Origin of the sequence: Rothia sp. HMSC072B04 (assembly GCF_001813725.1) — a bacterium.
Classification (GTDB): domain Bacteria; phylum Actinomycetota; class Actinomycetes; order Actinomycetales; family Micrococcaceae; genus Rothia; species Rothia mucilaginosa.
The window spans coordinates 22,703-38,216 of sequence record NZ_KV813788.1 but is presented as its reverse complement, the minus strand read 5'-3'; the positions used below and the strand labels follow the sequence as shown (position 1 = coordinate 38,216).

The 15,514-nt window shown below is 60.5% G+C and carries 12 protein-coding genes; 7 read left to right on the top strand and 5 right to left on the bottom strand.

The features are described from left to right. Window positions 1-54 precede the first annotated feature (54 nt). The 3 genes from HMPREF2928_RS00920 to HMPREF2928_RS00910 are packed head-to-tail and all read left to right on the top strand — an operon-like array spanning window position 55 to window position 4,345. A complete protein-coding gene (locus HMPREF2928_RS00920; protein WP_070687022.1) occupies window positions 55-1,410 on the top strand; it encodes a hypothetical protein in 1,356 nt (451 codons plus the stop codon). A 33-nt stretch (window positions 1,411-1,443) separates the two neighbouring features. After that, the gene (gene pelF / locus HMPREF2928_RS00915; protein WP_070687020.1) at window positions 1,444-3,159 is read left to right on the top strand and encodes a GT4 family glycosyltransferase PelF; all 1,716 of its coding nucleotides are present in this window, start codon (window positions 1,444-1,446) and stop codon (window positions 3,157-3,159) included. Then, the gene (locus tag HMPREF2928_RS00910; protein WP_070687017.1) at window positions 3,149-4,345 is read left to right on the top strand and encodes a putative glycoside hydrolase family 15 protein; all 1,197 of its coding nucleotides are present in this window, start codon (window positions 3,149-3,151) and stop codon (window positions 4,343-4,345) included. Before pelF ends, HMPREF2928_RS00910 begins: the two co-directional genes overlap by 11 nt. Window positions 4,346-4,491: 146 nt before the next feature. On the opposite strand, the gene HMPREF2928_RS00905 is transcribed toward HMPREF2928_RS00910, so the two are convergent. Then, on the bottom strand, window positions 4,492-5,928 hold the full coding sequence (locus HMPREF2928_RS00905) for a glyceraldehyde-3-phosphate dehydrogenase (protein ID WP_005507956.1): 1,437 nt from the start codon (window positions 5,926-5,928) through the stop codon (window positions 4,492-4,494). 287 nt (window positions 5,929-6,215) lie between these two features. Between HMPREF2928_RS00905 and HMPREF2928_RS00900 the strand changes: the two genes are divergently transcribed. The 4 genes from HMPREF2928_RS00900 to HMPREF2928_RS00885 all read left to right on the top strand — a co-directional run bounded on the left by HMPREF2928_RS00900 (window position 6,216) and on the right by HMPREF2928_RS00885 (window position 10,395). Further along, window positions 6,216-7,151, top strand: coding sequence for a carbohydrate kinase family protein (locus HMPREF2928_RS00900; RefSeq protein WP_049338615.1), 936 nt, complete (start codon window positions 6,216-6,218; stop codon window positions 7,149-7,151). A gap of 83 nt (window positions 7,152-7,234) precedes the next feature. Continuing rightward, the gene (locus HMPREF2928_RS00895; protein WP_070687015.1) at window positions 7,235-7,780 is read left to right on the top strand and encodes a YbhB/YbcL family Raf kinase inhibitor-like protein; all 546 of its coding nucleotides are present in this window, start codon (window positions 7,235-7,237) and stop codon (window positions 7,778-7,780) included. Window positions 7,781-7,872: 92 nt separating this feature from the next. Continuing rightward, window positions 7,873-8,685: an HAD-IIB family hydrolase gene (locus HMPREF2928_RS00890; protein ID WP_070687013.1), complete on the top strand. Its 813-nt coding sequence runs from the start codon at window positions 7,873-7,875 to the stop codon at window positions 8,683-8,685. 192 nt (window positions 8,686-8,877) lie between these two features. Beyond that, window positions 8,878-10,395 carry an ATP-binding protein gene (locus HMPREF2928_RS00885; RefSeq protein WP_049345931.1) on the top strand — a complete coding sequence of 506 codons (1,518 nt, stop codon included), beginning with the start codon at window positions 8,878-8,880 and terminating at the stop codon, window positions 10,393-10,395. 122 nt (window positions 10,396-10,517) lie between these two features. On the opposite strand, the gene HMPREF2928_RS00880 is transcribed toward HMPREF2928_RS00885, so the two are convergent. The 4 genes from HMPREF2928_RS00880 to HMPREF2928_RS00865 form a co-directional block, all read right to left on the bottom strand. Beyond that, entirely contained in the window at window positions 10,518-11,852 is a 1,335-nt protein-coding gene (locus HMPREF2928_RS00880) for a uracil-xanthine permease family protein (protein ID WP_049338612.1), read from the bottom strand. Between the two features lie 255 nt (window positions 11,853-12,107). After that, window positions 12,108-13,193 (bottom strand): acyl-CoA dehydrogenase family protein, encoded by a 1,086-nt coding sequence (locus HMPREF2928_RS00875; protein ID WP_049354092.1) that lies wholly within the window; start codon window positions 13,191-13,193, stop codon window positions 12,108-12,110. A gap of 30 nt (window positions 13,194-13,223) precedes the next feature. Next, the gene (locus HMPREF2928_RS00870) at window positions 13,224-13,748 is read right to left on the bottom strand and encodes a DUF4242 domain-containing protein (protein WP_005504223.1); all 525 of its coding nucleotides are present in this window, start codon (window positions 13,746-13,748) and stop codon (window positions 13,224-13,226) included. 246 nt (window positions 13,749-13,994) lie between these two features. Continuing rightward, window positions 13,995-15,185: a Fic family protein gene (locus HMPREF2928_RS00865; protein WP_070630094.1), complete on the bottom strand. Its 1,191-nt coding sequence runs from the start codon at window positions 15,183-15,185 to the stop codon at window positions 13,995-13,997. Window positions 15,186-15,514 lie beyond the last annotated feature (329 nt).

Genomic DNA, 15,514 nt, shown 5'->3' with positions numbered 1-15,514 from the left:
TGTTCAAACACACTGCCCCTAATCTTTACGATTATCGACTGAAAGTCTGCAAGATTGTCTACCAACCACGGTACTGAGGAAAAAAGCAACAGCGCATGGCGCCTCCTCATTAACTTTCTGCTTTACGTCTCTCCGGTCGCCCTGCTGACCACCGTCTTCCCCATGGTCACCCCGACCATTAACCGGTACAACCTTGATGGTGTACCCCTGATCCAGGTGATTCTGGCGGCGTCCATTACCGTTCCTTGGCTCAGCCAGGCAGCCTGCCTGCCCCTTTACCGTGCTATCCAGATGGAGCACAAGAAGATTGCGGACGCCCGCGAAGGCCTGCGTATTCACGCTGAAACCCTTGAGCACCAGCTCAAGCGTGCCGAAGCACGAGCCGTACGCGCACGCATGTCCGAGCCGCAGTTCCAGGACATTACCGACCTGACCGCGTTCACCCGCAACTGGCTCTATCTCTTCTTCATGACCATGCCGCTGGTGCTGCTCTTCGCAATTCCGGTCGCCCTCGTTCTTCACTGGAGCCCGACTGCATTCGGTGCGTTCTTCGTCCTGGGCGTTCTCAACATTGCGTTCGCGCAGCTGCTGGTCATCCCGAACCTCGCGAAGAACCGCATCATCTGGTTCATCGCGTGGCTTGGCTACACTCTTGCCTTGTACTGCTACCCCGTCATCTGGTTCCTGCCGCCGCTGGTTGGTTCGCTCATCCTGCTTGTGAGCCTCGGTAAGGACCTGGTGCACCTGCTGCACTTCGCGCGCATCCCGCTCAAGGACATTGCGTTCGACGCCCTGCGCGGCTTCTTCACCGGCTCCATCATCTGGGCTGATAAGTACATGCTCTTCCTGGTTACCGGCGGCGAGATCAACGTCGTGGCAATCTACCTGAGCCTGATTCCCTGCGTTATCGCCTACAACTACTTCTTCGTGGTGGAGGCAGACCGCGTCAACGCAAGCATTCAGCACCTGTGGACCATCTTCGACCGCCTACCCTACAAGGGCGTTCAGGAGGAGTCCTCCAAGGCTCTGCGCACCTCCAACCGCGCTATCCGCAACTCCCTGCTGATTTACATCGCCAGTGCTATTGTCACCGGCATCCTGATGTTCATCTTCCTGCCGCAGTCCTACCCGCTGGCGCTCTCCGGCCTGGTCGTGGCGTTCCTCTTCGTTGCAGTGGCACTGCTGATCTACCAGATCGAGTACATGACCATGTACGTCACCGTGCAGCTGCTCTCCGCGGCGCACCTGGTGCTGCTCTTCATCTCCTTCATGATCCTGCCCAACGAGACCGGCTACCTGCCCATCATCGCGGGCGAGGCAGTGCTCGCCTTCGCCTGCTACCGCGTCTACCGTCAGGCGTGGGCAGCCCCCGAGTACTCCCTCTTCTGGCGTCGAGCCCTCGCCTGGTAAGAACCGCACGGTCCGCGAAAGATACATACGACAATGACTGAACAGATGTACCGAAACCACTACGCGCCGCTGCAGCTTCCGGCTCCCGGCCCCCACTACAGCAACCCCGAATACCCGGACGTTGACGTCGCCATCATCATGGAATCCACCTACCCCTACCTCAAGGGTGGTGTGTCCGCGGTGGTGCACGATATCGTCTGCGAAAACCCGGATCTGACCTACGGCATTATTCACATCGCCTGGGATAAGAACTCCCCCCACGAAGACCTCTACGGCATGCCCGAGAACGTCAAGTGGGTCAAGGTGCTGTACCTGAGCCTGGAAGTCAACCGCGAGGCCTTCGCGGAAGCCTGCGACCCCTCCGCACTGCGCATGAACTTTGCGGAGCGTCAGGCGCTCACCAACCGCCTCATGGACGGCTTCAGCGCCCTCATCGCCGGCGACGTGAACCCCCTCTGGAAGCTCTACGACGAGGGCATCAACCCCGCAACCCGCAGCTACAACCTCTTCGGCCTCTTCGGAACCCGCGAGTTCATGCAGGCGATTGCGGGTCTGGGCTTCTTCTCCGAGGTGCCCTTCGGTGAGCTCTTCTGGAAGGTGCGCGACTTCGTCTCCATCCTCTTCGCAATCCTGCACGAGCGGATGCCGCACGCCCGCGTCTACCACGCCCACACCACCGGCTACGCGGCACTCATCGCCGCCGCAGCCGCACGTGACCACGGCACCAGCTTCCTGCTGACCGAGCACAACCTGTACATTCGCGACACCGTGAACACCAAGCTCGAACGCAACATGGCGAAGCCCGTCACCACCGACTACGCCTTCCTCAACGAAGAGCGTGAGCACCCCGGCCTGGGCCCGGTCACCCTCGACGAGCGTGCCTGGTCCGTCTGGTTCGTCGAAATGGGACGCTTCTGCTACCCCAGCGCCGACATGGCAACCTACCTGTACCCCAAGGCTCTGGAAGAGGCGCGCGGTATTGGTGCGCCCATCGACCAGATGAACGAGGGGGAGAAGGACCGCGCGATCATTCTGCCCAACGGCATGCTCATCGAGTCCGTGGCGGAAGCCTACTACGCCCGCCAGGCGGCGCGTGCCCGCATCCTCGCTGAGGGTCGCGGCCACGTGTGGCGCTTCGTGTTCATCGCCCGCGTGGTGCCCATTAAGGGCCTGACCGACCTGATTCGCTCCCTCGCGGTGCTGCGCGATCAGGGCCTGGTGAACTTCCACCTGGACGTGCTCGGCCCCAAGGACCACCTGCCCGAGTACTACGAACTGTGCCTGCGCACCATCGAAGAGCTCAACATGGGCGAGTACATCACCTTCCACGGCACCGTGAACGTGCGTGCGATGCTCGACCGCTTCGATCTGCTGCTCATGCCCAGCTACAATGAGGGTCAGCCGATTGTGGCGCTCGAGGCGATGGCTGCGTCCATCCCGCTGGTCAGCACCGACGTGGGCGGTATGTCCCAGCTCATCGACGATGTGCTGGTCGCCCCCGACGGCCACGAAATCGGTAACTGCGGTATCTTGACCATCCCCGGCGATATTCACGGCTTCGCGGCGGCGCTGCGCACCCTCATGGAGGAGCCCAGCATCTACGAACGCTACTGTGTGAACGCCTACGACCGTATCGTCAGCTTCTTCCAGCTGCGACTGGTCATGGACCGCTACAACACGATCTACCGCGAGCTGGGCAAGCTGCCCCCTCGCGCCCCCGAATTCGACCCGGAGTACGATGGCGAATAAACTCACCCGCTTGGGCGGACCCGGCAAATTTGGTGCCTGGGTCCGCTACGGCGGTAAGCCCATTACCCAGCAGCAGCTCGATTTTGCGGTCAAGAACTACTCTGTCGCAATCCTGCAGCCCTGGGAACTGGACGCGGCACGCTACCTGAAGAAGCGTGCACCTCAAATGGTGGTGCTGGCGTACAAGTGCCTGTCTTCCACCCGCTCTTATGAGCCCGGCCCGATCTATTCTTCGGGTGTGTCTTACCCGCTGGCGCAGTCGATGGCGAACTCCGGTAAGGATTTCTTCGCCCACCGCCTCAACGGTGACCGTATCGAGTGGAAGGGCTACCCCAAGCACTTCCAGATGCAGGTGTGGAACGCCGACTATCGTTGGCACTGGGTGGACGCTGTGGTGCGCGAAATGCGCGACTCACCCTTCGACGGGGTCATGGCTGATAACGACGTGGAGAACGACTACTACGGTCTGGACCTGCCCATCCAGGGCGTGGAGTCCATGACGAAGATTCGTGAGCACCTGGATTTTCTGGTCGCCTACGCCGGTATTGAGCTGAATAAGATCGGCAAGATTCTGGTGCCCAATATTGCTGAGTCGCGTCTGCGTTACGGCAAGTGGGAGCGTCACAGCGCCTACGGTGGCGGCTTTGAGGAGGTGTGGCTCGGCTGGGGTCCGAACGACTACCTGTCTTCGCCTTACGCCGTGATGCAGGGCCGCGAGATTGCGAACGGCTCGGCGGGCGACGTGAACCTGGGTACTACTTTTGCGGGTTTGGGTGGCCGTAGCGCCGCCTCGCAGAAGAAGGTGACGATTCTGCGCACCCCGCTTAGTGACCGCAAGGCTCCGATTACCGGCACGGATGAGAACTTCCTCTACGGTTTGGCGGGCTTCTGGGTGTTCGGCGGAGGCGCCTTCACCGGCATCAGTGCAACCCACCACGACGCCTACGACGAGATCCCGCACGCCCCGGAGCTCTCCTACGACCTGGGGGACCCGGTCGGCGGCATTATCGCGCAGAAGACCGCGCAGACCCGCGCGTTTACGAACGGCTGGGCGGCACTGAACACCGGCTCGAAGGATGTGACCGTGAAGGTTCCCTCCGGCCTGGTGGATGCGGCAAACCGCCCGGTGCCTTCGAGCTTCACGCTGCGGGCGCATCAGGGTGTGGTGTACCGCCGTAAGGCTTAATTACCGCTCGCATAGCTCTTCTGAGCTTCTGCGCGGCACCGCTTATCTGCGTAGATAACCTCATAAACAAACCCACCGGCAATATAGCCAAATGGCTATATGTACCGGTGGGTTTGCTATATGTGTGCTAGATGAGCTGGGGTAGCTTACTTAGCGGGGTAGGAGGGCACGTCGTAGCCGCCCATGCGCTCCAGAACGCGAATCACCTGGCAGGAGTAACCGAACTCGTTGTCGTACCAGACGTAGACAATTGCGGAGTCATCGGTCACCACGGTAGCCAGCGAGTCCACAACACCTGCGGTGCGGGAACCCACGAAGTCGGTGGAAACAGCCTCGGGGGAATCCGAGTAGCCCACCTGGCGGCGCAACTCGCCGTCGATGGACTCGCGGCGGAACAGCTCGTTCAGTTCCTCAGCGGAACCTGCGGGCTTGGTCAGCTTCACGTTCAGGATCGCCATGGAGACGTCCGGGGTGGGAACGCGGATAGCATTACCGGTCAGCTTGCCTTCCAGCTGCGGCAGAGCCTTAGAAACAGCCTTTGCAGCACCGGTCTCGGTGATGACCATGTTCAGCACAGCGGAGCGACCGCGGCGGTCACCCTTGTGGAAGTTGTCGATCAGGTTCTGATCGTTGGTGAATGCGTGAACGGTCTCAACGTGGCCGCGCTCAACACCGTATGCGTCATCCAGAACCTTCAGTGCCGGAGTAATCGCGTTGGTGGTGCAGGATGCTGCGGAGAGGATCTTGTCCTCATCGGTGATGACGTTGTCGTTCACGCCGAACACGATGTTCTTCATGTCGCCCTTACCGGGAGCGGTCAGCAGAACACGAGAAATACCGGGGCAGTTCAGGTGCTGCTCAAGGCCCGGAACGTCGCGCCAGCGGCCGGTGTTGTCCACCAGCAGAGCGTCCTTGATGCCGTACTCGGTGTAGTCGACAGTGGTCGGGTCAGAGGAGTAAATGAAGCGAACCGGAACACCGTTAGCGATGATGGTGCTGTTCTCCTCGTCCACCTCAATAACGCCCTTGAAGGGGCCGTGAACAGAGTCGCGCTCCAGCAGGGATGCACGCTTGACCAGGTCCTGATCGCCGTTCTTACGGACCACAACAGCGCGCAGGTTCAGACCAGAACCCAGCGGCGAGGAGGAGCGCTCCAGCAGAATACGAGCCAGCAGGCGACCAATACGACCGAAGCCGTACAGCACAACGTCCTGCTCCTTGGGCTGGTCACCCTGGTGGTTCACGGAGGAACCCAGCTGCTCGGGCAGCCACATGGACAGCTCGGGGGAGCCCGCCTCGTGGTGTGCCTTGTGCAGAGCAGCAATGTTAATCGAGCACGCGCCCAGGTTCAGCTCAACCAGGGCGCGAACCAGCTCGAGGGAGTGCGCGGGGTTCAGGGGCGCACCGTCGATGTGGGATACGAAATCGTGCAGCTTCAGCAGCTCAATGACAGACTTGTTGACCAGGCTGCGGCCGTGAATGCTCAGCACCACGCCGTTCTCGCGGTGCAGCTTACCGATGAGGGGGATCAGCTCCTCTGCGGTAGCTTCACGGTTAACCCAGGTAGCGGTTGCAGTCGTCACGTATGACCTTCTTCCTAACTTCGTCGTTGGAGGGTAGGCGCGACGATGCTGTCGCGTCAATACCGTGCCGGGCGTTAAGACCCGGCGTCGGTTTAAGTCTAACCCGTACGGACCCCTTCAGAGCTTCAAAATTAGCGATATTGAGGCTAAAAGTCAGAAGAGACAGAAGACAGTTTGCGAACCCACACGGCAAGCCAACATAAGCCCTCAAAAGGGAAAACAAAACCACTTTAAATACCCACAAAAACACACGTCACGACCCGGAAAACATAGGTAGAATTGAAACCATGTTGACTGTAATCGGTGAAGCACTCGTAGACGTCGTCCACCAGCACGATGGAGAAACCCGCGCCTACCCTGGCGGATCGCCCATGAACGTAGCCGTCGGCGCACGCCGCCTCGGCCATCCCACCAACTTCGTCGGCCACTACGGCCCTGACGCCTACGGCAAGAGCATTGACGCACACCTGGAAGCATCCCAGGTGACCCTGCCCTTCGAACACAGTGCTGAGCGCACCTCCGTCGCCCAGGCAACCATCGGTGCCGACGGCGCGGCAGAGTACGAATTCGACATCACCTGGTCCCTCGACTCCGTCGCTGAGAAGCTCACCGAACTGGCACGCACCTCCGACGCAGTGCACACCGGCTCCATCGCAGCCATGCTCGAACCCGGCGCGCACGTGGTCGCAGCAGCCTTCGAAGCAGCCCGCGACAGCGCCCTGCTCAGCTACGACCCGAACTGCCGCCCCACCCTCATCCACAACGTTGACGAGGGCCGCGCCTGGGCTGAAAAGTTCGTGTCCCTCTCCACCGTCGTGAAGGCATCTGACGAGGACCTGCAGTGGCTCTACCCCGACCGCTCCCTCGACGACACCGCACGCGCATGGCTAGACCTCGGTGCAGAGCTGATGGTCATCACTCGCGGCGAAGACGGCCCCATCGCCTTCACCAAGAAGTACCCCGAGGGCATCAGCCAGCCCGCACACCGCGTTGAGGTTGCGGACACCGTCGGTGCCGGCGACTCCCTCATGGCGGCACTCATCGCGGGCCTGCTCGACCGCGGTATCGCCGGTGCTGAGGCGCGCGCCAAGGTCGCCGCACTGACCGCCGAAGACATCGCCGACCTGCTGCGTTTCTCCGCAACCGCAGCCGGCATCACCGTCTCCCGCGCGGGCGCTAACCCGCCCACCCGAGAAGAACTTGACGCCGTACTCAACGGCTAAATAATCTACGCCTCGCCGGCGGATAGCTCACTCTGTCCGCCGGCGTCGCCATATCCACCCGCACCCCAACGCTGAGGAGCACCATGACCAACATCGGCACCGCACCCCTGCCCCGCGAACCCTACGCGGGCCTGCCCGAACTGCCCGAATTCACCCTGACCTCCACCGACATTCAGGACGGCGGCACCGCCCCCGAATGGATGCGCTCCGCCCTCTTCGGCGTGGTGGGCGGTCAGGACCGTTCCCCGCAGCTGTCCTGGAGCGGCTTCCCCGAGGGCACCAAGTCCTTCGTGCTGACCTGCTTCGACCCGGATGCGCCGGTCCCCAGCGGCTTCTGGCACTGGACTGTCTCCAACATTCCCGCCAACGTGACCAGCATTGACACTGGCGCGGATGCACCCGCCGGCGCCCTGACGCACCGCAACGACGCCGGTGTGGCGGGCTTCCTGGGTGCTGCCCCTCCGGCTGGTCACGGCCTGCACCGCTACATCTTCTGCGTTACCGCCGTGGATGTGGAGAAGCTCGACATTGACGAGAACGCCAGCCCCGCCGTCGTGAACTTTAACCTGCTCGGCCACGGTCTGGGTCGTGCGTTCCTGACCGTCACCTACGCGGAACCGGCGGCATAGCGGCACACCGGCACGGTCTCACCAGACCCGCGCCCTGCCAGCCCTACACCCTGACCAGCACCGATACACCCCACCACTGAAGGCATATCTGCATGATTAAACTCATCGCCAGCGACCTGGACGGCACCCTCATCGGGCACGACTTCCGATTCCGTCCGCGGACCTTGCGCGCCCTTGAGGCCGCCCGCGCCGCCGGGATCGACATCGTCTTCGTCACCGGCCGCCCGAGCCGCTGGCTCACGCCCCTGCGCGAGCAGACCGACTTCGACTCCTACGCCATCTGCTCCAACGGGGCGGTGGTGTACCACCTGGGCGCGAACGAGGTGGAAGAAGTCAACGGTGCAGACCCCGCTGTGATTGCCCGCACTCACGAGCTGCTGGAGCCCATGTTCCCCGATGCCACCTACACCCTCGAAACCGTGGACACCGTCTACATTCAGGGCCCGCACGACGGCGGTGAGGTGCTTGAGGGCGCCCGCGTGGTGGAGGCGAAAATCGCCGAGGCGCTCGAACGTATTGGTTCAACCCCGGTCATTAAGTACCTGATTCGTGTGCCCGGCATGGACCCGGATATTCTGCAGGCACGCGTGCATCAGGCGGTGGGTTCGCTGGTGTCGGTGACCCGAGGCGTGGTCGGTGAGCCGCTCATCGAGATGGGCTCTAAGACCGTGAATAAGGGGCGGATTCTGGAGAAGTTCGCGGCACGCCATGGCATTGAGGCGCACGAGGTGATGGCGTTTGGTGACATGCCGAATGACGCTGAGATGCTTTGCTGGGCGGGGGAGGGCTTCGCCATGGCGTCGGGTCAGCCGGCGCTCATTGCGAAGGTGGGGCGTACCTGCCCACCCTTCGATGAGGACGGTGTAGCGCAGACGATTGAGGCGATGCTCGCCGAACGGTCCTAGCCGCCTAGCACTAGCTATCCAGCACGAGCCATCCAGCGCTAGCGGCTAGGTGAGCCTCTGCAGACATAACGTAGACATAACTTAGACATAAACTTTTATGTCTACACATAAAAAATTTGAGTCTAGACATAAAAATTTATGTCTAGACTCAAATTTTTGTGTCTGATTTGTGTCTAGACTAAAATTTTTTGTATGAACAACGTGGAATGGACCCCCGAATGGCTTGCTGAAACCATCAAACTACTGCGCACCCACGGTAGCGATACGCAGTTTATTGAGGTTAAAAAAGCCCACGGAGGCTACCCGGGAAGCCTAGACGCAACCCTGAGTAGCTTCTCCAATAGTTCCACGGGCGGAATCATTATCTGCGGCCTCGACGAGAATAATGACTTTGCACCTGTAGGCGTATACGACCCTGCAGACCTAGAAAAAACCCTCGGCAACAAGCTCCGCAGGGGCCTCAAGCCGCCGAACACCATGGAATCCGGCACCATCCTCTACGAAGACGCCAAAATCTTTGTTGCCGCAGTCCCTCCGCTGCCTCCCTACGAACGCCCCGCCTACATTGGCGGTAAAGCGTACGTGCGTTCTGGCGACGGTGACCACGAAATGAGCCGCCACGAAACCGACCTGATGGTGGCTCAGCGGACACGCACCGGATTCGATGAGGAGCCGGTAGAATACACCTCCCTGGCTGACCTAGACGAAGGCCTCAAAACTGCTTATCTGCGAGACGTCCGCGCTAAATCACGCCGCCTCGCCGGAAGTTCCGATGAAGAAGTCCTCCGCCGCAAGGGAATTATTGCCCTCGGAACCGATAATCTTTCCCTTGCGGGCTTGTACGCCTTGGGTTCTTACCCCCAAGAGTTCAGGCCCTCGCTCAAAGTTACCGGAGTCGTCATCGACCCAAGCGGTAAAGCCCGCAACCTCGACAAATTCGAGGCGGACGGCCCCATCCCCGCCATGCTCGAAGAGACTCTGGCATGGGTCAAACGGAACCTGGCACACCCGGTTGTCGAGCTGTCTAACGGGCACCTCATCAACGGGCAGGAAGTACCCGATATTGCCCTTCGCGAGATTCTGTCGAATGCCCTCGTACACCGCAGCCTCAACCCCAAAGCAGATACCGAAGAGGTGCGCGTCAGAATTTTCCCTGACCGAATCTCTGTAGAGAACCCCGGCGGTCTATACGGAATCACTCTCCAGCGTCTGCAAGAGTACGGCGAACGCTCCCGCGTGAATGACCGCCTGTATGACGTCTGCACGCATGTAACAACCCCCGACGACGGATACCGAGTCATCGAGGGTGAGGGCAGTGGTATCTACACTGCACAGGAGGCGGTGCGTCAGGCAGGGCTGAAACCCATCCAATTCGTTGATGGGGTCATTCGTTTTACCGCGATTATCAGCAGGGAGCCTCTGGCTGGTGCTCGTATCGCCGATGTTGGTTCACCGCAGCAGAAGTCGGAAGTAGACCCGCGCCAATCGTCACCTACGGTTCCTAGTAACCGTCAGGAGGCGGTGCTCCTCGCCCTGCGCTCGCTACGCCACCCCGCCGGTATCGAGGACATCATGGGTGCTCTTCCTGAGCCTTTTGCTGAGCTGCAGAAACCGCAGGTCCGGTACGTCCTCACGAAGCTCCTTCAAGAGGGCGTGATCGTGCGTGAAGGTGGTAGAGGTAACCGCAATACGACATACCGCCTGACCTAACCGAATATCGGGCTAACATGCAAAAGCGGCCCGGATGGAAACCAATCCATCCGGGCCGCTTTTCTACAGCTTACGCCTCAGGAGCACTATTCCCAACGGGCGTAAGCGTGAGGAGCTAAAACCTAGTGTCCCTCAGTGCTCTTTTCAGGGTCGAAGGGCTCCAGAGGGTCGCCAGCAGCCTTCGTGTACTTCGCAATGAAGGTCATCAGGTGGAAGATAATCAGGGTCGCAGCGGTACCCAGAGCAATACCGGCGAAGGTCATCCCATCGAAGGTCCAGGTGTAGTCCGCGATACCCACAATCAGCGCCACAGCGGCGGTGGTCAGGTTGATCTGGTTCGAGAAGTTCACGCGGTTCTCGCTCCAAATACGAACGCCGAGCATACCAATCATGCCGTACAGAACGGTTGCGGCACCGCCCAGAACACCCGCAGGAACAGACGCAATAGCCGCGCCGAAGCCCGGGAAGAGCGACAGGACAATCGCGAAGATAGCAGCCACCCAGTATGCCGCGGTGGAGTACACCTTGGTCGCAGCCATCACGCCGATGTTCTCAGCGTAGGTGGTGGTACCCGAACCGCCACCCATGCCTGCGATGGTGGTTGCCAGGCCGTCCGCCATGAGGGCGCGGCCGGAGTAGTCGTCCAGGTTTTCGCCGCTCATCTGAGCCACCGACTTCACGTGACCGATGTTCTCAGCCACGAGCACCAGAATCACGGGGATAAACAGGCCGGCGAGCTCCCAGTGGAACTCGGGGGTCTGGAACTGCGGCAGGCCAATGAAGCCCTGAGCCTGTACGGTCTCTTGAATCTTCTCGAATTTCACCTCGCCGCGAATCACAGCGGTGATGTAGCCGATACCCACACCCAGCAGAATGGACAGACGACCAATGATGCCCTTGAAAAGCACCGAAATCAGGATGATGGAGCACAGGGTCACCAGCGCGGTCACCGGTGCCACCATGAAGTTGTCCTTAGCGCTCTTCGCCAGGTTGAAGCCAATCAGCGCCACAATCGAACCGGTTACGACCGGGGGCATGAGCTTGGTGAGCCAGCCGGTGCCAGCGAACTGAACAATCAGACCGACCAGGAACAGCGCCACACCCGCCATGACGATACCGCCGAGGGCACCAGCGGGGCCGTGTGAGTTCATGGCAGCCGCCAGGGGCGCAATGAACGCGAAGGAGGAGCCCAGGTAGGAGGGGACGCGTCCGCGGGTAATCAGCAGGAACAGAACCGTGCCGAGACCCGAGAAGAACAGGGTGGTTGCCGGGGGGAAGCCGGTAATAATCGGCACGAGGAAGGTCGCGCCGAACATTGCGACCACGTGCTGCGCGCCGATTCCGATAGTAATCGGCCATGCGAGGCGCTCGTTCGGGGCCACGAAGGAACCGGGCTTGATGCTGCGGCCGTCGCCGTGGATCGACCAGTCAAAGCCGAGAAGCTTAGAGATGCTCAAAGGGAGCTCCTGAGGTGAATGTGGTGGTGTATAAAATTCCACATAATTCTACGCGTACATGGCTGTAGGTCACAGCTAAACGGCTGTAAATATGAGCAGGGATACGTTGAGTGGGGCATATATTCTCTTATCGTGGGCTCTATGTCGCGTATATAGCCCAGAAAGCATCAATACCCTGTATATGCAATAAATCGCATATACAGGGTATTGATGCAAAGAGCGAATAAAAACACTCGCTACAGCTAGCTCAGTGGCTTAGAGAGCGTCACGCAGGTTCTCCAAGTGATCGTAACGCGCCAGTTCGTAACGCAGGTGACCCTCGGTCGGGGACTGAACCGGCAGGAACGACGCTTCACGCAGGCGACGAGCAGTCGGGGAATCAGCCACGTAACCGGCGCCTCCAACGACCTGCAGCTCAAAGTGAGTAGCAATGGTTGCAAAGTGCGAAACACCCAGGCGCAGGCTCAGTAAGTCACGACGCTCAGCACGCTCCGGCTCAGAAGCCAGGCGAACCAGTTCCTCACGCAGGCTCTGGTACTCCGCCAGAATCAGCGGGAACTCAGGGCGGAACACGCCCTGCGAGACGTCCAGGTGCTTAGCAGCCTCCTGTAGAGCACCAGCAGCAAGACCCAGGCAGAACGACGACTGAACCAGTAGGAACGGCGCGGTCACATCGTGCAGGAACGCCTCAATGTTGTCGCTGAGAACGTCCTCGCTCGGAACGAAAACGTCCTCGAACTTCAGGGTGCCGGACTCGGTACCGTTCAGCGCCAGCAGGTTGCGGTGGTAGTCAACGCTCAGGCCCTCAACGTCCTGGCGGACCGTCACGATGTAGCGGTTCGGGTGGCTCTCCGGGGCGTTCTGCACAGCCACGGGAAGCACAATCACGCCGCCCGGGTACAGGTTCGACGCCCACGACACGGAACCGTTCAGCTTCAGACCGCCCTCAACGAGGGTGCCCTCCACCTTGATCGGTGCCAGGCCCGAAGCCTCCTTGTACGCCGCTGCCATGGCGGTGGTGCCGCTGACGGTCGCATCCGCCAGACCGGCGGGTAGCTCGCGGCCCACAGCGTCAAAGAACGCAATGGTGGAGCGGTGAGCCCACAGGGAGAACGCCGTGGAGGCGTCCTCGGTGGCAAGGTCGAAAGCCACCGAAACCTGGGGGACCAGGGAACCGCCGTCGCGGCCCAGGGTAATCAGGCCGTCCTTAGCGATTTCGCGTAGGTTTTCGAAGGGGGAACGCTCGCCGCGGTCAACAGCATCTGCGTGGGTTCGGGCGAGTGCGAGCACCTGCTCGCGCTGGGGGTAATCGTAGAGGGGTTCGAGAGTGAACTCGGACATGGGGTTTCTCCTAAGCGGGGAGCATCGCGTCTATGCGTGCAGCTTGAACAGTCGGTCGATGGGGGTGCTGACGGCCTTGCGGGCGCGAACAACAGCTTCTTCGTCGGGTGCGTCGTAGAAGCAGAGGCACTTTGCGGTGTCTTCGCGAACGTAGGTGCGCAGGAAGGAAACCTCGGGTACTTCAGCGTACTTGGGGGCGTTTGCCTTCTTGCGGGTCAGGTACTGTTCCATAGTAATCTCTGCGGGGATGTCCCACTCAACCAGGTAGTCTGCGTCCTTCTTGAGCTTCTTGATGTCTTCGAGCTCTGCTCCGACCAGGCGGACTGCGTCGGGGCCTGCGACGGTTGCGCGCTCACCGATTGCTGCGGCGAGGTCGGGGCCGAATGCGGTGTTCTCGGATTCGACGATGACGAAGACGATCTTGTGGTCTGCGGAGACCTGGGTTTCGATGAGCTCGGCGCCGTTGGTCAGGGACGAGTTGACGGTCTCGATGAGTGCGGTTGCTTCGTCCTTGGACGGCTGTGCGGGGGTCAGTTCTACCAGGTAAAGTGCCATGATTTTCTCCTCGGCTAAGGGTTGAAGGGTCGTGCCGGAAGGTTTTCCGGCTCGTTCTGGATTCACCTTAGACCTGTGGTTGAGGGCTGTCTAGTAGATTTCTGTTCGTGGCTTAATGCGTCCCTTTTTGACCCTGTGTTTCGTCACGCGCGTTCATGCGGAGACATAAATCGTCACAGTTCCGCACATCAGAACCTGCCTGCGCCTGCAGAATTTTCGCGCGGGTTATCGAACCCGATGGCGCGTCTATCCGCGTCGTCCTGCTCGTGCCGCGAAGTTGTCGAGGGCGCGGTTGAGAGCGGGGACAGTCCACACTTTTTGCCCCTGAATTTTGACGCGTTCTTCACGCAGAATCTGCAGCTCCACCATGCGGTTGAGGAGGCGATACACACTAGCTCGGGACCCCTGTGTGTGCTCCTCCACCATGTGTGCAGTGAAGGCGGGCTCAGTGCAGCACAGGTCAGTGAGGGAACGCAGGAGAGGGGTTTTACGTTGGGCAATGGACAGCACCTCATCGCGCAGGGTTTCAATGTCTTGCGCCAGGATTTCTGCGTTGGTGATTGCCTTCTGCGCGGCGTCGATGAAGAGCTCGATGATGGGCTCAGCATCGCCTGCACGGTAGTCGGTGAGCGCCTGAATGTACCCGTCGGTATCGTGCAGCAGCCCGGAGGAGACGGGCAGAATCACGTGGCGAGTGACGCCGCGGGCGAGCAGGAGCGCGGAGATGAGGGCTCGTCCGGTTCTGCCGTTGCCGTCAGTGAAAGGGTGGATCGTTTCAAATTGGGCGTGCGCGATAGCCGCCTGTGCGAGGGGGTCAATATCGCGGCGGTTCATGAAGGCTACAAGGTCTTCGAGGGCGGCAGGAACCCGCTCGTGATGCGGTGCCACATAGTCGGCGGTTACCGGCGAATCACCCTTAATCCACACCCATTGGGTGCGGAGTACACCGGAGTCCTGCTGCAGGCCGCGGGTCAGTTCGCGGTGCATCGCGAGGATATTATCGACGCTAATGTTCTCTGCGGTGTTCAAGGCTGCACGCATGGCGTGAACATTGCGCGCCACCAGCTCGGCGTTAACGCCGACCTTCGACCCGCTTGCACCCAGGACAGCCAGTGAGAGCCTGCGTGCGCTAACGGTGAGGTTTTCAATCTGTGAGCTGGAGGCGGATTCGCCGCGCAGAAGAACCGCGGAGAAGGGGATGCCGCCGATGTGGTGGAGCCGCTCATCGAAGCGGGTCATTGCGGTGGCGTTCTCTTGGAGGCGCACTCGCAGTGCGGGGCTGAGTTCGACGTTGAGTGCGGCAATGGAGGCGGGTACGGCGCTGGAGAAGGCGCCGGAGTTGCGGCGCGTTGCGCGTCGGGAGGCGAGGGCGTCACGGTGAACCCAGGGGGTTTGCGGCTCCCATGTGAGAGCGGGCCAGGTGATGGCTGAGGGCATGGTTCCTCCTCCCTCCTCCTCTTCATCGGTGTCGTCTTGCTGGTCTTATGGGGGGTCTTAATAAGACAATACACTTCGATTTTCTTATTAAGGCGCTTAATAAGAAAATTCGCGCGGATTGTCTCATTAAAGAAAATGTCCCGAATGCCCCTAAACCCGCCCCTCCTGAACCTCCCTTCAACATTCCGGCGCTCCGACTGCTGGCACATACACCAGGGCATGCACCAAGTGCATACAGCAAGGGCCCCGAACCCTTGGTAATTCAAGGATTCGGGGCCCCTAGCCTAATATACGCTCGCCTATACACGCTCACGCCGCCTGAAAACAGC